Raw genomic sequence first — 21,197 nt, forward strand, 5'->3', positions numbered from 1 at the left:
TGCTAGAGTGTAGCTCTATAATCTAACTTTTAAACAAACTATCTTTTTAATTGGTAATTTGATAGCTATTTATTACGATAAACTGGGATTTGTCTGTTCAATATATTTTCATTACAATTCTAATCTCATATAAATAACTTCCTGAAATCCTGTCTTACGAGAATTAAAGCCCCTAGGATTTCTGCCATATTCAGTAAATCCTGCTCTTTCATACATTGATATGGCTCTTACATTTTCAGTAACTACATTAAGCTCAAGTTGCATATATCCAGCATCCCTTGCGCATTCAATACATGCATCCATTAACGCTCGTCCAATCCCGATTCCCCAAAACTCTTTGGCAACACTAATACCAAATTCAGCACGATGTCGCACCTTATATTTAGTGCCTACCGCTTCAATTCCAGCAGTCCCGACAACTACATTGTCAACCATGGCAATTATCTCAATCTCATTTTCACTCTCAGATTTTTCTTTCAAAAATCGGCTTTCCTGTGTCACATCAAAACTATTTTCATCTGGATATGAAAGCAAATAATCGGTTTGCATATGCGTCAAATTAAAATTCTCGAATACAGCCTGTCCATCACTTTCAATTCCATTTCTCAAATAGCATTCCTTGCCGTTCTTTAATATTATTGTTTTATTATATTTCATAATAAAACACCTCCTTAAAAATTCCAGTTTTTCATTCTTTGCTTGAAGCTATATCTCTTCACCTTGCAAATTCAATTTTATAATTCTATAAAATATCTATTTTCTCTATTATACAAAAACAGAACCAAGATTGCACCTGGTCCTGCTAAAACTGTTCCTCTACTTATTACTCTAAATAACTATTTTATCGAGTAGGTACTTCACTACTAACTTGGTGTTTTGTTCATTAGGTACGATGCTATAAAAGTTGTAAACTTTAAAATGACATTTAAAGTGATATAATGGCTTAAAAAATTCCTCCACTCTCCATATCTACCTTGTTAACAAAATCCATATGATATAATTTTTCCCAATGGTTTACGTTTAATGTTCCCTTTGCTAGACGGATTGCTAAAATACAACAATTTTCATCATCCTCATTGTTTGCCATATCATACCATGCAGCGAAAGCTGTACGAAGTTTGCTTCTAATCTCAGCATTTTTTGGGTCAAGCACCCAACCAAGGTTTTTAGCTACTCCAGTAGCAGTAAACATTTCTAAGCAACTGGCAATTGATACTTGAGGGTTTTGTTCGATTTGCAGCATTTTGTTTGATTTTGCATATGTAACAACATAAAAAGTACAATCTTCGTAATACGCATCCACAATACGGACAACTGGTATAGGATTTTCGTCAGTTCCTAACTCTCGTGCCACAGTTGCAAGAGAAATATTATTGTCTTTGCCATTTCCAAACGTCTCTTCAATTAGCTGTAATCCTTCTTCATACTTATTCATTTTTAGTCTCCTCTTAATTATATAAATAATCTCCACTAAACAAATATCTATTCTTATAGCTAAGCTACTTATAGTAGTATATCACTTTATACTTGTTACATTTTGTAGTTTTGTGCCATTAAAATAATGATTAAGTATTTATACCTGATCTTATCTAAAACTATTCTTTTGGAATCAAAAATAACAAAATGGATAGGTTACACTTAATTGGACAGTTTTCTTAAGGACATGTAGAATAAAGACTATATACTATCGGAGGAGATCATCATGACCACCCAAAAACCAAAAGAAACCACGTCATACTTATACAGGTGAATATTAATCTCTCTAAAATTAATATTTTCATACTGATAGAGGTAATGAATTTAAAAATCAGTCCATAGACAACGTATTACACACATTTTTTGAAAATAGTCCCATAGGAATACCACCCCTACTTTTTAATTTGCTAAATCTGAAATTAATTTTACACTATTCTAAACTTATTAATAATAAAAGGTTATATTATCTGCAACCTAAACTAATATCAAGATATTCCATATTATTTTGCCAGTTGATTCAATCTTTTCTTTAGCAAACACAACTTAACAAGAATATCTATCTGCCATTGCTTTAAATTTATACGCATAAAAAGACCACATCCTTTTTGTTTTAGAGTATGGTCCTGTACCTACTATTTTAAACAATCTATCTTTTTAATTGTCAGTTCAAATATCCATTTATTACGATAAATTGAAATTTGCAAATTATAATAACGGCTTTGATCCCCACATCATTAGGTTTTCTTTCAAAATAATATCATTAATATACACCTTAAAATCATGCGAAATATAGGTGCCAAATTTTTGCCATACTTCATCCTCATCAGATAATCTCTCAAGAATAGTAACATCGACTACATTTACTACTGCCTCATTTCCATATTTCCACATTATCTCAATTGCTTTGCAATAAATTGAAACATAATTCTTGCTTTCAGCCTTTTTACTAAGTAAATTAATTAGAGGCTCTCCTACTTGTTCACTTGCAAATAAGTGTAATAATATCTCACCATAATCATTTAAATGTTTCTCTAAAAGTTCTTTACCTGCCCTCGTAAGTGAAGAAAGAAAATCCGCACATTCTTTAACTGACATTTTATCTCTTTGAGCAAATTCATTTAATTGTTTTAACGTTTGAAACTCCCAATATGCATTTGTCATATGATCATATTCAACCCTGTCAAAAAACCAATTCATATCCTGAATCCAGCACACATTACCATCTGTTTGATAATAAGGGGATGTATAGTTCATTCGCCTTCTATATAATTCATCGTCCCAATTTTCACTTATCCATTGATACCATTCATCACTATCAACTTTAGCAAACGCAATATTATCTCCATACATACTCCAATCTCTATCGGAATAGGCATTTATATTTAGGATGCCATTTTTCTTTTCCTCTTCAAAGTTTTCATTATCATGAATAACATAACCTATTCGGCTCCAGTATACAAAGTCTTTAGTTTTCTCGACTTCTACCACAACTACAATACAAGAGAAGTCTAAATCATCGGGACATAAAAGTATCGGAAGAATCGATGATTCTTTTTCTATCAAAGTCCAAACAAATCTTACATCCGCTCTCCAATCAAGGTCTTTTACCCATGCTGGGCATAATCCATTGAACGGTTTCATTAAACTGATTATTTTATCATCATTAAATTTAGATGCCCATGCACATAAATAATCAGGTAATGCCTTTCCATCAATAACCCAAAATAGTTCTTGATATTCATATGGTGTTGTAATATTTCTTATTTCAATTTGATTCATACTTAATCTCCGCAAATTCTAATTCGTAATATATAGAGTGAAGAGTATACAACTCTTTGCTCTTTTATTTTATGATGAAGGTAATTGGCCTACGGAATTTCTAATTGGGACATCACGCCCGAGAATAAATGCGTTAGTCATCCTTCATTACTCTGCATTCGATTCAGCAAGTTGGGACATAGCTCCCGTTTAACCAACGAATATGAATGGATCTTGAAGGGCTGTATCCAATCAAAAATAAATATTAAAGGAGGTATCTCTATGATTGCTGTTGGAATTGATGTTTCTAAATCAAAAAGCACTGTAGCCATTCTAAACTCAGATGGCAGCACACTTGTTAAACCTTTTGATATGAAACACAATCAACCTGAAGTAAATCTGCCTTCATTATCATATATTTTCAAAAAATCCACAATGGTGGGTTTATTAAAGTTGCCCTTTTTAGAATAAATTTTTCTTTGAAAAATCCCCAAAAGTGCTTGACTTACATTAGCAAGATTTATAATTCTATAAAATATCTTTTCTTATAACTCAATCACTCATATAGTATATCACTTTAGGAGTGTTGCATTTTGTAATTTTATGCGATAAAAATAAGATCACGTAATGTTTCTATCTCTCTCTCAAGATAAAACTTCATAGTCCAACCAACAAATTCATCCCTATCAACTTGTATTAATCTCCTACATTCATTACCTATTGTTGAATATGCCAAACCATAACGCTCTGGGCATTCTTTAATAAAATAAATAATTCTATCATGTACGTTATATGTATCGAAGCAACCATGACTCATTCTATGATTAAGATATGAGCATTCCCACACCATAAGGAAATTAAAGACTTCGACTTCTTTCAGATTCCACCTCACGATGGACATCCTTGCTCTTGGCAATGTGCTTGGCGCACACAAAAGAATGCCGCGAAACTAATTCATAGTTTTGCGACATTCTCCACTTTTGTGCTCCAGCACTTCATTATTCACTTTTAATAACAAATGCTCAGTCAATCTACACTTTTAAGTTTAATATCCTACTTGTGCTAATAACATATTTTTACTAATTTGGCCTATGTCTGAACTGATTTAATCACCAATATTAATTGGCTAAACGGATGAGTTTAGCGAACATAGTTGCCATATCAGCTCTTGTGACTACATTTTTCGGAATGAAGTAACCTTCATTTTTTAAGATACCTGCCTGAATACAGATTTTAATGCCATCAAGGGCATAAGCTGAAATATTTGCTTGGTCGATGAACTGAATATCGCTTTGCGTTTCATCTAGTTGTATATTAAGGTAAGTTATAGCTCTAGAAAGAAGGAGCATCATATCTTGTTTACTAATTTTATCATTTGGTGCAAAGGATGTGGCACTTACCCCTTTGATAAGACCAGCTTCATAACAAGCTTGAATTCCATTAAAGTACCAAGCATTTGGTTTAACATCAGTAAAAGTACTTGTTGTACTAGAGGTTGTAAGGTTAAGGACACGGCTTAAAATAGTAGCAAATTGAGAACGTGTCATTTCCATAAGTGGCGCAAACTGGCCATTTCCAACCCCTTCTACATAACCATTATTGGCAAGAAACATAATATCATCATAATAAGCATCAGTAGAAGTCACATCAGTAAAGTAGATTTTTTCAATCACTGGAGGAGTTACTTCTGGCTCCTCAGGTTTAACTTCTTCTTTAATAGAGAAAGAAGGTTCCCATCCTTTAAGGACATTGGTAATGGTCCAGTTAGCTACTTCTGTTTCTGTTAATTGAGGTCTTGAGGCATTGATCACAGCTCCCTCTCCGCTACTGTTGTATTCAAAGAAACGGCCATGAGAAGCTGGTGTACCAGACATACTCGTCCAAGGTTCTGTCTTAATATGCGCGCCCATTTCACAGTTAATGAAAGCAGCACTTGGCTTATCTACACTCATACCACTTGGTGTCCAAGGACGACCTAAGTAAACAGAGTTATTTGCTGTTCCTTCTTCAGCGGTGAGTTTGCAATTCATAAAAGCAAATCCATAAGCTTCATCAATACTTGTTCTTGGGGCTACAATATAACCATTATTCGATGAACTTCCTCGATTTAAGGAATGAATTTCACTGTCTTCAAAAACGGCTTGACTTCTACCAAAAATAAAGTCTACATCACCTTCAATGTAACAATCGGTAAAGTATTGTGTACCACCATCTAAAAGGAGCGTATCTTGATTACCAAGGAAACGGCAGTTTCTAAACTGAACATTATTTCCAGTAACACTAAGTGCAACAGCTTGTTCACCATTTGCCCCAGTTTCCTGAAAACTGTTTTCAAAGGTAATCCCTTCTACACTGATGTTGCTACCTTTAATAAAAGTACTTGCACTGCCACCTGTACCATAAGGTGTGCCATCCTCTTTAAGTTTTGCATTATAATTATCATAAGTTAAAATCGTTTGCTCACTGCCTTCTCCAATAAGGGTAAGATTTTTAACTGATTTAGGAATCGTAACGACTTCCTTGTAAGTTCCAGCTTTAATATGGATGGTTGCAGGAAGAGTAGTAGCCGAAGGAATAGCATCAATTGCTTCTTGTACTGTTTTGAAGTCACCTTGTCCATTAGCATCTACTGTAAAGTTGATTTCAGTAGCATCCTCTGGAATCGTAACAGGTGCTTTACTTGCAGAAATGCTCAGGTTATCAATATAATGTCCACTTACTTTATCTGCTGGCGTAAGAGTTTGGAAATAACTGATTTCAGAGACAGTGTTTTTGAAAGGAATATCTTTGCCTTTCAAAATGTCATTAATATAGATATTAAAAGTTTGAGTTTTTATATTAGCTTCGATTTTAATAGTCATCCACTGGCCTGACGTAATGTCAGCAACTTTAACATAAGTGCCATTCATCACATAGTTAAGAGAAGTACCATTGTCACGTGTTTCAAGACGAACAGCACGTAAACCTGTACCATCCGTTAAATTAATATGTGTACCGCTTCCTAGGTTGTTTTGCATAAAATCAACAGATAGTGTCACTACCTCTGATTGAGCGGCAAATTGCTTGTTCATTTTAAGCTGCCCTTCTCCATCATTGAGGTAAACACAGTAGTTTTTATCATTCTTTAAATCAACTGTCGTAATAGCTGTGTTATCTGAAACTTCATAACCACTTGGGGCAGCTCCTAAAGTCATATTATCAAAAGATTCATTAACAATGAATTCAGAGGCAAAAGTTACAGAAACGCTACTTATAGCAATAAGACTTGCGAGTGCAAGGTGAACATGACGTCTTAATCTTTTATTCATAATATTCTCCAATCATAAGTTCTAACCATGCTGATGATTTGCACGGTAGAAAATATATTAACATAATGCACAAATAGGGGCAATACGAACAAAGGAATAGGAAAAATTAAAAGTTGTTCATCATTTAGCAAATAGTAAACCTCATAACCATCTACATGAATTTAATCCATCCCATTCAAAATGCTTCAATCATTGATTGCTTCTATGCCAAGCTCTTCCATCTTTCTGAGATTCTCACGCATATTTTGAAGTAACGCTTCAGAATGGCCTTCCCAGTTCAAAACTTCCCCAATTACTTTCAGTGGCTCTCTCGTGCGATAGGACCTAGTAGGGTTTCCTGGAAACTTCTTATCGGTTAAATTGGGATCGTCTTCAATATGACCCAGTGGTTCTACACGGTAGATTCGCCTAGGTGCATCTCCTAAGGCAAGCTCTGCTCCCCAAATAGCAGCATCCATTGTAGCCGTTAAATACACATAATTCGCCCTCTTCTGCTTGCCATAGTTAGATTGATAGCCTGGTTTTAGTAAATCCCCAAATTTCAACTGGGCTTTTGTACCATGATAAAAGGGTCCTCCGTCTAAAACGCTATTGTTGTTTAAATTATTCATTTCATCTACTTCTTCATTTCTCTTTTTTTCATCCATCAAATGCCTCCTCACTTATGCTTTCATTTAAAATACATGCTTTATACGTTATTCTTCATATCTATTGTCTATTCAAATTTTATCTTACTTATCAAATAATGGATAGTCTAGTAATCCTCCTAAATTTGCTATATAATAAAGATGGGAAGAGAGTAGTCTTGATAGTGACTACTCTCTTCCCATCTTTATCTATTCCTTTATCTTCTATAATCGTTTATCAGAAAATATTAATCTATTTACATAGTACAAGGTAATTATTATAGTTTGTACCATCATACCCTACTAATTGCTCGCTTGATAAAACAAAATTCATTTTTAGCAATGCCTTTTTCCTCTCGCCTGCTTCTGGTATCACTTTTGTTGCTACTTTGTCACATGTGAACATTTCAAATGCTGGTGGAACAATGAGTGATAAGATACGCTCTATTTCACTTGCAGTCTCATAATCACTTCTAAGATCGAGACGCAACAAACCACATTCAGTAAAATAATCCTCAGCGTTTCTATGAAATAATTCAATTGTCCCAATCACTTCTGCTTTGCATTTGTCTATAATCGACCAACGTACAAAGCCTTTTTTTTGATATTCCACTTGCCAGGCTGCAATAACGTTTTGCATTGTTTCCAAGGACGTAAAGTAAAAATCACCGAAACAACCATCGCAATTAAATAAGGGAACTGCTTTTTTATCTGAATATACCTTTAATAAATCCTGCGCATCATTTGCTGAAAGGAATCGCAATAAATAGCGTTCATTTTCAAATTGAGGGCATACTTCATAAACATCTTTCATTTCCATTTCTCCTCCACAAATTCAAGATTATCCACTAATCAACTCTCTATTTATATTATCAAAACTACTTATGTAGTATATCACTTTAGTTATGTTATATTTTGTAATCTTATGCGATAAAAAATAGGGCTAAGATTACCTTAGTCTTATCTAAAACTATTCTTCTATTTACTATCCTTGCTCTTTTGAAAATAATCAAATCCACAGTAAATTGATGAATTGAATATCCCCAAACAGGTGAAATTATATGCCGATTTTTTAAAAAGAGACTACTCTTGGATAACCTTATGCCTTGGACTAAAGAAGCTCCAGCAATCTGTAAATAAAACCCTGTTAAACTATAGTATTTTACTCTAACTTTAACAGGGTTTTGTAACATTGGAAATATATCTAGTTATTATACGCTTACTTTTTAAAATTCTAAAACCCCTGTAGCTAGATTATCTCTAATTACGAGGGTTTCGCCTATGGAGGTGAATTACTTTTAGTACAGTTCACGAACTAATAATTTGACTATACCTAAATTTAATATGGAGTTCGTTGCACTGAATTGTACTAATACTATCCACCATTTTCTTACCAATTATCCTTCCTTATGTATATATCAAACTCACACTGCTAGTTCCTAATGTGTCTTAGGAATACATTCCACATAAATAGCTTTGTATGAAACTAACATTATCTTCTTTTAATATAACAACTCAATAATTTCATCAACTAATTCGCATCTTCTTCCTAGTTTCTTTAACACCTTCCATTTATCAAAATATAAATCCCCTATGCATAATTGACTTAATACTATTCACCAGATTTATTTTTTTCTACCAATCTTAAAATCTTATCCTTATTTTCTCCCTCCTCTAGCCATTGCAATTCGCCTTCTATAGCATTAATAACATTTTCAAAATTAATATTATCATATTCTTTTATTCTTTGAATTATTTCAGTATTTTTCTCTTTAAAGTTAATTATATATCTGCATACAATTCTTATGTATCTAGCATCACAGTACATTTTGATATTTTCATTAACATTATCACCATTTAAGAAGCATTCCTGTAAAAATTCTTCTACTAACTCGGGATATAATATATGCAACTGACCTGTTAAATTTCTCCAGTCGTAAGAATATACCGGTGCATCTTTAGTCCCTTCCTTTAGTATCTCTTTAACAAGGCTTATCTTGCTGTTTTTTGACACTTTATTTATCCATTGATTTTTTTCAATCAATTTGAATACATAACAAGCATAGTTACTTGTATCATAATCACATATATATGTTTTATTAGTTATAACCTTTATCCATTCCTCATATAGGTAACTTTTATCTAAGACATAAATAATCTTTAATAAAAATGGATTTTTTGCGTAATGTGATAAACTAAATATTTTATTACAATTAGTAGCTATCAGCTCTTTATATTCCGGAGTACAATTGCTATCCTCAATTACTCCGTATACAAACTTATATCTTATGTCATTCTCTGGCTCATATTGTTTAAAACCTGTCATTTGTTTTAAAACTTTATCTGCATATTGCACATTTTGTAATCTATCACTTAATATAATCTTTCTCCAACTATCTTCATATGGCATATTATTTGTATTCAAGTTTAAAATAAACTTACATATAATTTTCTCAACACTTGAATCACTCATAACATTTAATATACTTAAATTAGCATTTATCAATTCAAGTAATTCACTTTCTAATGTATCTTCTTCAATAAAATCCAATATATACTTTTCATAACATTCAATTTCATAATCTTTAGACAATCCAAGAAAGTTTATTGCATTTGCTTTTTGAATCTCTGAAGTTGTAGTTAAGATAACTTTCTTAACCTTATTCAAAAGCGGAGGTACAGCTTTAGGATGAAATTTTCTTAATATCTCAAATACAATGCTTTGCATATTTTCTTTTTCCAATACTGGAAAGAAAGTCCTATTATTCATTTTTTCAATAATTAAATTCATGTGCTGACATCCTAATAGTACTGGTTTTGATGCCAAAATGTCAATTATTGAAGTGAATACAGCTCGTGCTATTTCAGCTGTACATGTATAGCTACTTGGATGTGCACATGAATTTCTTATATCTAAACATCTAAGTAATTCTTTACTATCACTTGCATCAAGCATGTCTATATTCTCCGTTGTACATTGTTCTATCATATATTTCTCATAGGGCTGACATGCATTTTTCAAATCATTTATCTTATCATCAAGTTCTTTATACTTTAAGTTACTTGCAGCTAAAGCAGTAACTTTCTTATGTAAATCAAAACATCCCGAAATAACTGACATAATAACACAAGCTCTATATGAACTTGCATTATAGCATCTAAGTGCTTCTCCTAAATATTCTTTAATCTCTTTATCACAAACACAATTTAGCATCTCTTCTAAATCTCTAATCATATACCTTCTCCTTCTATATATGCTACCACATATAACTTTATGTTATCTGTGTTATTCTTTAAATTTTTGTTTTATATCACGCTATTAATCACTCTACATTTTTAGTTAGGAATGAATCCTGTGCGTTCAATATTTATGTTCCCAGTAAAATGATGATAATTGATGCCTTCCAAATCATCTGGGGGTATTTCATTGTCAAATATAATAACTTGACACTTATTAGATAATTCCTTCATACTAAAGAAAAATGATTTCTTCACACTTTTACTAACTTCTTCATTCTTCTCATTATTTTTTCTATCTTTTTCTTTATATGTTGTTAATGGTGAATCTAACACAACAAATCCTGGATGAGACAAGTTATATTGTATACAATATTGCATTATTGCAATAATAAATGAAGAATTAATAATTGCTCTTGCCCCTTTACCAAAAGTTGCTTTTGTTTTACCATTAATAATTATATCATTCGCTTTTTTATTAAATTCCACAGTATTCTGAGTAATTTTTTCAATAAAATTCCAATCTTCTAGCAATTCTTTAATTAAGTCGCAAAATACTATCATTAACTCTTCTGATAATCTTTTGATATCTACCTTGTTAGATGTAGCTTTAGTATTATCTATTTTCTCATTAAGTTCTTGAATACGTTTTTTCTTTTGAGCTAACTTACTCTTATTATTTTCAACTATTTGTACCCTATCTCGAATCTTTTGATAATATTCATGTTCACTTAACACCTTAGAAACTTCTTTTGTCTTTTGTTCAATCTCTCTTTCAAAAGATTTTATTTTTTCTTGTTCTCCGTCAATAACCTGGTTTATCTCAGATAATTCATTCCCAAGATCATCAATAGTTTCTTGAAGATCTACTAGGTGCATTTTTAGCTTGGCTTTTTCTTTATCTATGGCTATGTAATATAATTCCTTATTATTATCTACAGGAGATTTCATTTGTGTTTGGCATACTGGACATCTAACGTCAATTAACTGCCCAACATAATCTTTTGATTGCTCTATAAATTCTAATCTATCAATATCGGATTTATAGTTTTTCTTTAATAATATAAATTTTGATAGATTTTCTCTAATCCTACTCCTGTCTTTTAATTTTATATTGAAAGCTATTAGTCTTCTTTGTTGCTGAGACTCAATATCTTCTATTATTGAGTGCTGTTGTTTTATTATCTTCTCTAAACTACTTATTATTTCAACAACTTGTTGAAGATTGCACTCATTAAGTATACCTCTATCATCTTCTATTTGTTTTTGTAATTCATCGCATATTAAACTTAATTCCTCGATAGCACCTCTTAAGTGTGCTTTTTTTGACTCAATACTTTCTTGTTTAATATACTTTTGATAATCTAAACCTGATAACACTGTAAAAAAAGAAGCTGCTTCTTTTGTAGATTTTTTATCTCTTTTAGTGTCACCTAAATAAATAGGTGCGTTCTTTTGGACTATACGAGTTTCATTTATCATTACTAAATATACAAATTTTCTAAATGTAAAAGATTCCGTTTCTCCATTACTACTCTTTTTTAAAATGTTTTTGTATGAGCAGTTACACATTCCTAGTAATTTTGACGATAAGCAGTTTTTTGAATTTGATGAATTTGACAACGTTTCTATTTTAGCTGTTTGTAAATGATCTATATTTGAATAACAGTAATATATATTATTTTTTTCACTTTCTAAAAAACTCCGTTTCAAAGTTACATACTGATTCACTGATTTATCTATAAATTCTAGCAGAACCCATTCGTATTTTTTAGCTTCATTAGGTATTTCTGGTATATCAGTAGCACCTAAAACATAATTTATGCATTCATAAGCAAAAGACTTTCCTGTATCGGATGCTCCTGCAATAACATTCAATCCTTTTTCAAAAGTCAAAATGGCATCTTTTTTGTTTTTACCTTGTAGCAACAATTTTCTTAGTTCCATTCCAAAATGCTCCATCTATTCACCTCCTAGAAAAGGGATATTTTCAAACTCACCTATCCATTTACCCATATTATTATTTATATATTTGTAAATCTGTCTATCCGTATACTGAAAGAAAAATTGATTTACTGTAGCAATATCTATTTTTAGTTTCTTGACGTAATCAAGACAAAATAAGTCTAAAAATAAATGGGTTAACTTATTACTACAATAATAAATTCCTGTCTTAGAATATTTAACATCCGCAAGACCTTTAGTAATCATCAGTTCTAATCCTCTACTGATTACTTCTCTTCTTATTGCTATTTCTGATGAATGATTTGGATTATCTGGATGTAAACTTTCTATCGATCTATCTAAATCATTCAAATGTAATGAAAAGTAATCATAATACATTATTCTCTGTTTACTCATCCTCTTTTGACAAATATCAAGTATAAACAAAATCCTTACCCCAATTTCTTCTGGCGAATTAAATATCTGACTCTTCTTTGTCATCTTCAATCCACCTCAATTCTTTGTCATTTACTAAATCATGACATATTCCACTTTTCTCCAAAATACTTATATCATTTAATTCAGTTACTTGTATAGGCAAAATCTGTGCTCTTTCTATCGTTTCATCTACTCTTTTTAAATCATCTTCAAATGAAGACTCACAAATATTAACTACCCCATGATAAATCTGGTTTTTCAAATCTTCATAAACCTCATCATTAATAAATTCATCTCTTGCAAAACGCTTTAGTGCACAAGCATTATAAAAACTTTCCCTTTGGCGCATAAAATGCCTGTAAAGCTTTTTTATTGTTTTAAGATTCTCAATCTCTTCTATATTTCTATTTTCATGATTAGAATACACCTTCATTAATTGATTAATATATTCCATTTTAACCTCTTCTATCTTAAGTTCTTCTTGAGGTTTTTGCATCCGTGATCTTTGATGTATTCCCCCACCAAAATGATACTTATACCACACAGTTGTAGCAAATTGTTCTAGCAAACTTTGAGGTGAAACTTCAGAAACTATACTAAAATCAAATTTAAGTATATACTCTTTTAGTTCATCGCTTAGTAATACCCCTTCAGCAATAATTTTTTTCTTTGGCTTACAATACTTATCCCAGTTCATAATCAGCTGAGTATTTATCTTCTGTGGATGTTCTACTAATTCTCTTAAATCTTGCCCTATACCGTTACTAGCAACAATAAAGTATTTTCTTGGCATATTATACTTTCCAATCATAGTATAATAACATAGTTTCCCAAATTCACTTAAATATGTAGATGGAGTCAATGGTTCTTTATATCTCTTACATTGAAAAATATCAAATTGTTGCAACGACTCATCCAAATAGGCTACAATATCTCTTCCTGAATCTTTAGAACCTCCAATTTGTACTATATTCTTATAATTTTCACATTTACTAAGATACCCTGAAGCCCATTGGCATACAATATCTTCAAATTCACCAGCTTCAATAGTGCGCAACCGAACTAAGGGATCTATTGATAAATCAAAAATACGACTAGTATCCCTTGGCACTTCATTGTTAGGTAATGGAATAACATCCATTTTATCTCTCCTTATGTTTAAATTAAATTTTATCTTATCTTTTATACTCAACTTAAATTTATCTATATTTACAATTTATTTTAATATTCATATAATTTTATCATAATATCTTTTACTTTAAAACATATTTATCAATCACTGTCAAAAAAAAGAAGTAGCCTAACACATAATGCCACTTCTTTCCCTATGCTTCTACTATAACTCACTTATCAATTTAATCGCCGTATATGTATAGTCAATGATTTCACCCAATCGAGTAGGAGCTAAATAATTATTTTATTTAGCGTCCTCTCACACCACCATACGTACCGTTCGGTATACGGGGGTTCATCAAAGAATTACTGTATTAACTGATATCTCTTGGTAATACTTTTATAACCTAGCTCTTCTAGGTACTTATTTCCAAGAGTCGTCGAAACGATTGGGCTGTTGTATATTCTCCAGTAGCCTTTTCTTGTGTTCGCATATTCCCATGCTTTGTACGTTGTTACACCCAACCTCTTAAGATTGGTATATCTTGTCCGTACTTTCTTCCATTGTTTCCATATGCAAGCTCTTAACCTTCTTCGTATCCACTATTCTAGTTCTATTATTCTACTTTTAGCCTTTGCTATTGTGAAATAATTCAGCCATCCTATAGTTACTTCATTAAGTTTCTTTAATCTCATCCCCATACTAATTCTTGTATTTCGATTGGTTATTTCTCTTACTTTGGCTTTAAGCTTTTCATACGATTTCTCGTGTATTCTGATTTCTACTCCACCTTTGGTGAAGTAGAATGAATACCCTAGGAATTTTCTTCTTGCCACTAGGTCTACTTTACTCTTTTCCTTGTTTGCTTTGAGCTTTAGTTTATTTTCTAAAAGATAAGTCATACTCTTAAGGACCCGGTTCCCTGCCTTTTTGCTTTTGACATAGATGTTACAGTCATCTGCATACCTACAGAATTTATCTCCTCTTTTTTCTAATTCTTTATCTACTTCATCTAGCATGATATTTGATAGTAACGGACTTAACGGACCACCTTGCGGTGTTCCTTCTTCATTATTAATTCTTATTCCATTGATCATAATGCCACTTTCTAGATATTTTCTGATCAGTCTTAGTACACGCTTATCCTAATCTTCCTTGATAGTCTCTCCATTAAAATATCATGGTTGACTTTGTCAAAGAATTTCTCTAAGTCCATATCTACTACCCATTTGTTTCCCTCATTGATGTATTCTTTAGACTTTTTGATAGCATCTTGTGCGCTTCTGTTAGGTCTGAATCCAAAGTTATTCTTTGAGAAACTAGGGTCATAGATTTTTGTGAGTTCTTGTGCTATTCCTTGTTGAATCATTCTGTCTAACACTGTTGGTATTCCTAGTAACCTCTTACCACCATTAGGTTTTGGTATCTCTACCCTTCTAACTGGTGATGGGTTATATGTTTTAGCAAGTAACTTAAGTTTTATGGTTGTCCAGTGTCAATGATATACGTACAAAGTTCATCGCATCTCATACCATCTGCACCGTAACTTCCTTTATTCTTAATAACTCGTTTCATTGTAAGGATCATATTTTCTCTTGCAACTATTCTCTCGAGTAGGTTACTTGTTTCAGTTGCTACATCGTTTTCTCTTTCTCTCTTTTGTAACGCCGAATCATTACTCTGCATCCCTTGATTCCTTCCAGTTTCCAACTTTATCTCCTCAAGGTGACCTAATTCTTTAGCTATCTGCTTTCGTTGTAATTGATTTGAGTTATTCAAAGCTGAAAACCTCCTTAATGTTCAGTCCTTCCTAGGTAATGTCGACTTCACCTAGTACTATGACGTCTGCTGACTTCTGGTGCCTTAGTCATACATCACTGTATGAGTTATTACTTAGGAAGTGCATCCTCTGAGTAATGGGGTATCAGACCTCCCCAGGTAAGAACGCAATCTTTCACTCCATCTATCTGCCACATTTACACCATACACTTTCGGATAGTTTTGGACTTTGGTTTGTCGTGCAACCTCATCCAGTGTATATATGCCTCATATATGGTTTCTGTTCGTCAGACCAGAGTTTTGCCGCCGATCTCCTTCAGATTCCACCTCACGATGGACACCCTTGTCTTAAGCTATGTGCTTGGCACTATCAACCCGCACTCAGGACTTTCACCTGTTAGATTGCGCCTATGCTGGGCGCACAAGAAAAAGCCATGTTGAATGTTACTTCAACATGGTCATTATAAACATCTACTCTTTTGACAAAATCTCCAATGAACTTCTTGCATTCTGGAATGTTTCTAGTCAATACTGCTTCTTGCACCTTATCAATCATTTTAATAGCTTCTGGTTCTGTAATGTATCTTAATTTTTCATCATCTTGTGTTAACTTAACTTTATTGATAACTGCTTCTAGCTCTAACTTATCTGCTTGTAGTTCATTCATCTTATCAGCGAATGCTATCTTTCATCTATACCTTGCAAGATAGCATTGGTTATTTTTTAATTTGCTTATTTATTCTATCTAGCCTACTTGTATAACTTGATAAGTCCTGTTCATCTCGCTTTCTTTGTTCATCCACTTTAGCATTTATCTGTCTAACTAGACTTGGAACAATATCTTTATTAAGTACTTACTTCTGTTAGATTTTTAAGTACATATTCTTCAATGTATTCTTTGCGAAGTTCTTTTTTCTTGCAGTTCTTTCGATTAGCTCTGTTACTGCATCTGTATGTTTTGTACTCTGATTTATTTCTTCCACATTTTCTTCTATTGCCTTGCATTGCTGCTCCACAGTGACCACAAAAGATAATTCCTGTTAGTAAGTATAACTCTTTTGCTTTATTCGCTCCTGCTTGAAGTTTGTTGTTTGCTAGTAACTTTTGTATATCTACAAAGTCTTTATTAGATATTATCCTTGGCATTCCATCAGGAATAATAATGTCTCCTTTATAATCATCAGAACAACTAAATCTAGTATTATTTTTGGCTGTTTGCCTATAAAAATAAGTACCAGTATATTTTATGTTCTTTAGAATATCATAAATGGTTCTCTTGCAAAATCTTTACCTGATTTAGTCTTGTAACCCTTTTCTTTTAAGTAATCTAAGAGATAATTGTAACCATAGCCTTCCAAATACTTATTAAATATTTCTTTGACAATAATTGATTCTTGTACATTCATTATATAATACTTTTGCCCATCAACATCGTAACCTAAAGGAGGTGTTCCCCCTGTGTGTTTACACTGCATCGCAGTTTCCTTCATCCCCTTTCTGACCTCTCTCGATAGGTTTGCCGAATAATATTCATTAAAACCTTCATTTAATGATTCAAAAATTAATGACTCTGGAGTGTTATCTAACTTCTCTGTTACACTCACTAGTTTAATGTGATTATCCTTTAATTTCTGCTTGTAGAATATGCTATCATATCTATTACGCGAAAATCTATCTAGCTTCTGAACAATAACCATATCAAACTTACCTTGTTGCGAATCTGCTATCATTCTTTGAAATTCTGGTCGTTTAGCTGATGTTGCCGACTTTGCCCTATCTATATAGGTGTCTACTAGACACCATTCCTTCTTTTCTATATACTCTTTGGTTGCCCTTATCTGTGCATCAATCGACTCTTCTCTTTGATTATCATTTGAATATCTTGCATAGATTACTGCCCTACTAACTTCTTTGCAGTTTAATTTAGCATTTGATTTCATCATATTAATTTCTCCTTCAAATTATTATTTTATTGAAATTCATAGCTTTAGATTAATCGTCCTCACATAATGACTCTTTAAACAAAAGATAGCAAATCGTTAATAATGCGTTACTTTGATTCTCCTTAAGTTTTGGAGCATATCTCATCTCCTGTGACAAAGTACTTTCTTTAATGTCAATTTTTATAGCTGTTATTTTCACAAATGAATCCCCCTTTTATTAGCAAGCATCTTCGCTTAATATATCTTGTAAAGTATCATTTATCTTCTGCTGTTCTGCCTTACCTCTACTTACTTTCTCATCATTAACTTTCTCTTCATCGGTATCCACTAAATAATTCTTTTGAATTAAAATATTTAGACGCACCTTTTCGCCAGTTCTTATCGTTTTAAGCTTGGTTAATCTGTTTTCTTCTACTTCCAAGATTCCCTTATCTTTCCACTTTTTTATGATTGTCGTAGGACTTTTATAGCCTCCTTTATTCAATAGCTTTTTTAACTCATTTGGAAAGAATCCTATACTTCGCACATTTTGTCCCTCATCCTCCCAAATCTTTCCTAGCACATTTGTAAAGACATCTTGAACTACTTCATTTTTTCCTTTAGTCCTCTTCATTACCTTTTTGCTTATTTTCTCAATGATCAATGTTCTCTTTCCACCATAAATAATATTCAATGGTTTGTACCTTGTATTTTCCGATTAGCTCCAACATGCCCAGTGCTTTGTCTATATCAAAATTTCTGAATCTCCCTGTTCTAGTCGTTTTAAAACATCAATCATAGTGTTAAGGTTCTGCTCCGAATGGCTCTCCAAGATGGTATACTTTGTCGCTAGCTCTGCCAACTGCTCTTTAAACCTATGCTTCATTCATGGTGCTAGGTTTTCCATTATATTCATCATCCTAAGAAATAAAATGAGCTTACTAGGTTTTTTACTTAACCCAATAAGCTCTCATAATCATAATATATATTTATTTTTCTACTGTATGCATCTTCTTCCAAATACTGTTTTTACAATGCTTTAGCAATTCACACACTGTAATTTTGCTTATTCTAACACATCCGCAATCGCTTTTTTCACTTTTTCTCTAGGAAATATAAATGTATTTATTGCACAACAAAAAAATCTAGCATTGCTTTAAACATACTCGGAATATCATCTTTACTTTCTTCATCTAATTCTATATACTTCTTGCAAATACTAAACTTTAACTGATTATTATCAAAAACCTCATATATTTTTTCTTTTCTATCAGCCCCTTTAATGTCAACCAATTTAAATATACTCTTTTCCCCTTTTACTTTTGAAACCGGCATATTCTCATTAAATCCATAGTAACTTAACACTTCTTTCTCTTCACTTGTTCCTTGTTTATTCACTACACATTTAACTGCATCAAATAATAACTTAGGCTTTAAGCAATCTTCAATTTCAGTGGTAAAATGATTTCCATTTATATCCATGTTTTTTAATTCTATTTTATATCGATTATCTATTTGTAGTCTTGATATTTTCAATTTTTTGTTTTTAGTCTGACTCTCTCCATCTATACTAATAATATTTTCATCAGTATCCACTATACATAAAATTTTGCTTTCTACATCTTCAGACTCATCTTTTTCAGACAATGGAATATATAGATATTTAAACAATTTAATTACATTACCACACCCGCCTACACTAAATACTTTTAAATTATTTATTTTTTTCCCTAAGTAATGCTCAATATATATTTTATCGTCTGTCCCTTCGCATATTATCCAATTAATTTTTTCTGCTCTCATACAACTTAAAATAGAAGCTGTTAATTCAAAATAGCCTTTTAGCATTATATCTTTAGGCAAATACTTTCTTCCTTCAAAATAATTATCAAGTTTAAATTTACTAATTCTGATTTTATCAATTACTACCTTTTCTAAATGCACCAAACACCCTTTATGTGTAATAGGTAATGAACCATACCAATGTGTTGTAAGTAGAATTTGATGACTGTCAGATAACTTATTTAGACGTTCGAATTGGCTAAAAGCCTTTGATATATGTAAGGAACTTTCTGGTTCATCTATAGCAAAAATCACTTGTTCACTATTGTCTATATTATTTGTTAGAAATGAAGTAGCTATATCAATTATAGCTATTCTTTGCTCTCCAGAACTTAATTCTTCTATCTCTTTTTTTTCCTTTTTTAGTGTTCTAATAGAAAAGTACGCTTCTAAAATTTTCATTCTCACATCACTTGATGTTAAATTCTTTTTATATCCCCCCTCTACTTTAAATTCATAAGCTTTATCAATCTTTTGTATTACTTGATTTACGTCATCCATATATAAATTCAAGGATTCATTTAGATAATCAATTACACTAATAAATTTCCTCTTAGTTTTTTCAAATTTTTTCTCATTTAATATTTTGTCTATATCTTCCAGTATATTAGAATTCATGAGGTTTTGTATTTCTTTGCTTTCAATTCGTAATACATCAGAACTTGAAATTTGAACTGGTATATATATGTATTTATAGTATGCTTTTATCGCTTCTAACATTATATTCCTATCACACTTTTCAGTTTCTTCAAATTTTCTTAATCCTTGATTTTCTAAATCTTTTTCAAATGTAATAAATGTTGGCTCTGATTTACTATCATACTTAATCCCCATTAATATTAAGTAATATTTTTCAGGGTCTATATTACACTTTAACTCATCTCTTTGATTAAAAAATGCTTCATATTCAGGTTTACTTAAATTTCCATTTGCTGCAGTATTTACTCCCCAGAAATATGAGCTTGTAAGTTCTAACATATCCAGCAATTTTTTGTCATCACCTACTTTTTTCTTTAGTCTATCTTTTTCTATTAGAAAAATAGGCGAAACAAATGCCTCTGCCTTTTTTACATTTTTTGTAATATTCCAGTAGCCATTATTAAAAAATGTATTTAATGCCTCTAACGTTGAACTTTTCCCGACTCCATTATCCCCTATAAATGATGTATATTTAGCATCATAATCTTCACATATTGGAATATAATTTACTCCTTGATAAACTTTATAATGCCTAACAAATAATCCAATAACCATAGTATTCCTATCCTTTTCTTCTATAATAGTTATTTTTATTAAAGCAAAAAAATTTACAGCTTTTATATCCATTAAATAATTATAATTCAAACTATTAATAATAGTAACATATTTTGATATGAATTTCTTTAAATACTAATTAACACTCTTGATTCATTACAATTAAGTTACCATATTAACCAGACAAGCTGTTTTCTTCACACATTGTCTTCTATTTTTACTTTTCAGTGAAATTTATCCTTTCTTATTGAGCTTATTAACTTAATCTTCTTCATCTTTTCCGAGATTTGTGTTCCAAACAACCTTTTCCCACAATTTCGTTCGGTGTGAAAGGTTTGCCGAACCCCTAACCATCATTAAGGCAACTGTTGTTTGTTTGATTATCAAGGCTTAACCTTTGTTTTCGACCTCAAAAATGGCAAAAAGAGCATCCAATTTCATCCTAATTGTCCCTAAATAGAAAAGAGCCTACTAAATATTATCTCTAGTAGACTCGTCA

20 protein-coding genes and 1 pseudogene are annotated in these 21,197 nt (G+C 31.8%); 1 reads left to right on the plus strand and 20 read right to left on the minus strand.

Translation table 11 applies throughout. The features are described from left to right. Positions 1-111 precede the first annotated feature (111 nt). The 3 genes from EKH84_RS16765 to EKH84_RS16775 form a co-directional block, all read right to left on the minus strand. Positions 112-657 carry a GNAT family N-acetyltransferase gene (locus tag EKH84_RS16765; protein ID WP_127067186.1) on the minus strand — a complete coding sequence of 182 codons (546 nt, stop codon included), beginning with the start codon at positions 655-657 and terminating at the stop codon, positions 112-114. Positions 658-943: 286 nt separating this feature from the next. Next, on the minus strand, positions 944-1,435 hold the full coding sequence (locus EKH84_RS16770; RefSeq protein WP_127067187.1) for a pyridoxamine 5'-phosphate oxidase family protein: 492 nt from the start codon (positions 1,433-1,435) through the stop codon (positions 944-946). Positions 1,436-2,181: 746 nt separating this feature from the next. Next, complete coding sequence (locus EKH84_RS16775; RefSeq protein ID WP_127067188.1) at positions 2,182-3,255, minus strand: DUF7674 family protein; 1,074 nt, start codon at positions 3,253-3,255, stop codon at positions 2,182-2,184. Between the two features lie 261 nt (positions 3,256-3,516). On the opposite strand from EKH84_RS16775, the gene EKH84_RS22210 reads away from it, so the two are divergent. Next, the gene (locus EKH84_RS22210) at positions 3,517-3,705 is read left to right on the plus strand and encodes a hypothetical protein (RefSeq protein WP_127067189.1); all 189 of its coding nucleotides are present in this window, start codon (positions 3,517-3,519) and stop codon (positions 3,703-3,705) included. A gap of 130 nt (positions 3,706-3,835) precedes the next feature. Here EKH84_RS22210 and EKH84_RS16785 read toward each other — a convergent pair whose 3' ends face one another. The 17 genes and pseudogenes from EKH84_RS16785 to EKH84_RS16850 form a co-directional block, all read right to left on the minus strand. Beyond that, positions 3,836-4,126 (minus strand): hypothetical protein, encoded by a 291-nt coding sequence (locus EKH84_RS16785; RefSeq protein ID WP_127067190.1) that lies wholly within the window; start codon positions 4,124-4,126, stop codon positions 3,836-3,838. 226 nt (positions 4,127-4,352) lie between these two features. Further along, positions 4,353-6,542: a pectinesterase family protein gene (locus EKH84_RS16790; RefSeq protein ID WP_127067191.1), complete on the minus strand. Its 2,190-nt coding sequence runs from the start codon at positions 6,540-6,542 to the stop codon at positions 4,353-4,355. Positions 6,543-6,727: 185 nt separating this feature from the next. Further along, on the minus strand, positions 6,728-7,153 hold the full coding sequence (gene arr / locus EKH84_RS16795) for an NAD(+)--rifampin ADP-ribosyltransferase (protein WP_127068128.1): 426 nt from the start codon (positions 7,151-7,153) through the stop codon (positions 6,728-6,730). Positions 7,154-7,421: 268 nt separating this feature from the next. Further along, positions 7,422-7,982: a GNAT family N-acetyltransferase gene (locus tag EKH84_RS16800; protein ID WP_127067192.1), complete on the minus strand. Its 561-nt coding sequence runs from the start codon at positions 7,980-7,982 to the stop codon at positions 7,422-7,424. 798 nt (positions 7,983-8,780) lie between these two features. Beyond that, positions 8,781-10,403, minus strand: a complete 1,623-nt coding sequence (locus EKH84_RS16805; protein ID WP_127067193.1) for a hypothetical protein — start codon at positions 10,401-10,403, stop codon at positions 8,781-8,783. A gap of 101 nt (positions 10,404-10,504) precedes the next feature. Beyond that, positions 10,505-12,367, minus strand: a complete 1,863-nt coding sequence (locus tag EKH84_RS16810; protein ID WP_127067194.1) for an AAA family ATPase — start codon at positions 12,365-12,367, stop codon at positions 10,505-10,507. Next, entirely contained in the window at positions 12,368-12,850 is a 483-nt protein-coding gene (locus EKH84_RS16815) for an ABC-three component system middle component 2 (protein WP_127067195.1), read from the minus strand. It lies immediately after the preceding gene. Beyond that, positions 12,825-13,928, minus strand: coding sequence for an ABC-three component system protein (locus EKH84_RS16820; protein ID WP_127067196.1), 1,104 nt, complete (start codon positions 13,926-13,928; stop codon positions 12,825-12,827). Before EKH84_RS16820 ends, EKH84_RS16815 begins: the two co-directional genes overlap by 26 nt. 575 nt (positions 13,929-14,503) lie before the next feature. Continuing rightward, entirely contained in the window at positions 14,504-15,028 is a 525-nt protein-coding gene (locus EKH84_RS22755; RefSeq protein ID WP_330547618.1) for a reverse transcriptase domain-containing protein, read from the minus strand. A 2-nt stretch (positions 15,029-15,030) separates the two neighbouring features. Further along, a complete protein-coding gene (locus EKH84_RS22760; RefSeq protein ID WP_330547619.1) occupies positions 15,031-15,384 on the minus strand; it encodes a reverse transcriptase domain-containing protein in 354 nt (117 codons plus the stop codon). Further along, a complete protein-coding gene (locus EKH84_RS22765) occupies positions 15,381-15,680 on the minus strand; it encodes a hypothetical protein (RefSeq protein WP_330547556.1) in 300 nt (99 codons plus the stop codon). The genes EKH84_RS22760 and EKH84_RS22765 overlap by 4 nt, the downstream gene beginning before the upstream one ends. 397 nt (positions 15,681-16,077) lie before the next feature. Further along, positions 16,078-16,347: a hypothetical protein gene (locus tag EKH84_RS16830; RefSeq protein WP_127067197.1), complete on the minus strand. Its 270-nt coding sequence runs from the start codon at positions 16,345-16,347 to the stop codon at positions 16,078-16,080. 179 nt (positions 16,348-16,526) lie between these two features. Continuing rightward, positions 16,527-16,826: a zinc ribbon domain-containing protein gene (locus EKH84_RS16835; protein ID WP_127067198.1), complete on the minus strand. Its 300-nt coding sequence runs from the start codon at positions 16,824-16,826 to the stop codon at positions 16,527-16,529. Beyond that, a pseudogene (locus EKH84_RS16840) lies at positions 16,827-17,623 on the minus strand (recombinase family protein); the annotation flags it as partial. A gap of 49 nt (positions 17,624-17,672) precedes the next feature. Beyond that, positions 17,673-17,822 carry a hypothetical protein gene (locus tag EKH84_RS22215; protein WP_190283372.1) on the minus strand — a complete coding sequence of 50 codons (150 nt, stop codon included), beginning with the start codon at positions 17,820-17,822 and terminating at the stop codon, positions 17,673-17,675. A gap of 18 nt (positions 17,823-17,840) precedes the next feature. Further along, positions 17,841-18,296: a hypothetical protein gene (locus tag EKH84_RS16845; protein WP_127067200.1), complete on the minus strand. Its 456-nt coding sequence runs from the start codon at positions 18,294-18,296 to the stop codon at positions 17,841-17,843. A 431-nt stretch (positions 18,297-18,727) separates the two neighbouring features. Further along, positions 18,728-20,698 (minus strand): AAA family ATPase, encoded by a 1,971-nt coding sequence (locus EKH84_RS16850; RefSeq protein WP_190283373.1) that lies wholly within the window; start codon positions 20,696-20,698, stop codon positions 18,728-18,730. Between the last annotated feature and the right edge of the window lie 499 nt (positions 20,699-21,197).

Origin of the sequence: Cellulosilyticum sp. WCF-2 (assembly GCF_003990395.1) — a bacterium.
Classification (GTDB): Bacteria; Bacillota; Clostridia; order Lachnospirales; family Cellulosilyticaceae; genus Cellulosilyticum; species Cellulosilyticum lentocellum.

What these genes read in the sequence shown, in the direction of transcription:
- EKH84_RS16810 (WP_127067194.1), bottom strand. Translation starts at nt 12,367, where the DNA reads ATGGAGCATTTTGGAATGGAACTAAGAAAATTGTTGCTACAAGGTAAA.
- EKH84_RS16815 (WP_127067195.1), bottom strand. Translation starts at nt 12,850, where the DNA reads ATGACAAAGAAGAGTCAGATATTTAATTCGCCAGAAGAAATTGGGGTA.
- EKH84_RS16830 (WP_127067197.1), bottom strand. Translation starts at nt 16,347, where the DNA reads ATGAATGAACTACAAGCAGATAAGTTAGAGCTAGAAGCAGTTATCAAT.
- EKH84_RS16850 (WP_190283373.1), bottom strand. Translation starts at nt 20,698, where the DNA reads ATGGTTATTGGATTATTTGTTAGGCATTATAAAGTTTATCAAGGAGTA.
- EKH84_RS16790 (WP_127067191.1), bottom strand. Translation starts at nt 6,542, where the DNA reads ATGAATAAAAGATTAAGACGTCATGTTCACCTTGCACTCGCAAGTCTT.
- EKH84_RS16820 (WP_127067196.1), bottom strand. Translation starts at nt 13,928, where the DNA reads ATGGATGTTATTCCATTACCTAACAATGAAGTGCCAAGGGATACTAGT.
- EKH84_RS16835 (WP_127067198.1), bottom strand. Translation starts at nt 16,826, where the DNA reads ATGCCAAGGATAATATCTAATAAAGACTTTGTAGATATACAAAAGTTA.
- EKH84_RS16800 (WP_127067192.1), bottom strand. Translation starts at nt 7,982, where the DNA reads ATGAAAGATGTTTATGAAGTATGCCCTCAATTTGAAAATGAACGCTAT.
- arr (WP_127068128.1), bottom strand. Translation starts at nt 7,153, where the DNA reads ATGAATAATTTAAACAACAATAGCGTTTTAGACGGAGGACCCTTTTAT.
- EKH84_RS16770 (WP_127067187.1), bottom strand. Translation starts at nt 1,435, where the DNA reads ATGAATAAGTATGAAGAAGGATTACAGCTAATTGAAGAGACGTTTGGA.
- EKH84_RS16775 (WP_127067188.1), bottom strand. Translation starts at nt 3,255, where the DNA reads ATGAATCAAATTGAAATAAGAAATATTACAACACCATATGAATATCAA.
- EKH84_RS22210 (WP_127067189.1), top strand. Translation starts at nt 3,517, where the DNA reads ATGATTGCTGTTGGAATTGATGTTTCTAAATCAAAAAGCACTGTAGCC.
- EKH84_RS16765 (WP_127067186.1), bottom strand. Translation starts at nt 657, where the DNA reads ATGAAATATAATAAAACAATAATATTAAAGAACGGCAAGGAATGCTAT.
- EKH84_RS16805 (WP_127067193.1), bottom strand. Translation starts at nt 10,403, where the DNA reads ATGATTAGAGATTTAGAAGAGATGCTAAATTGTGTTTGTGATAAAGAG.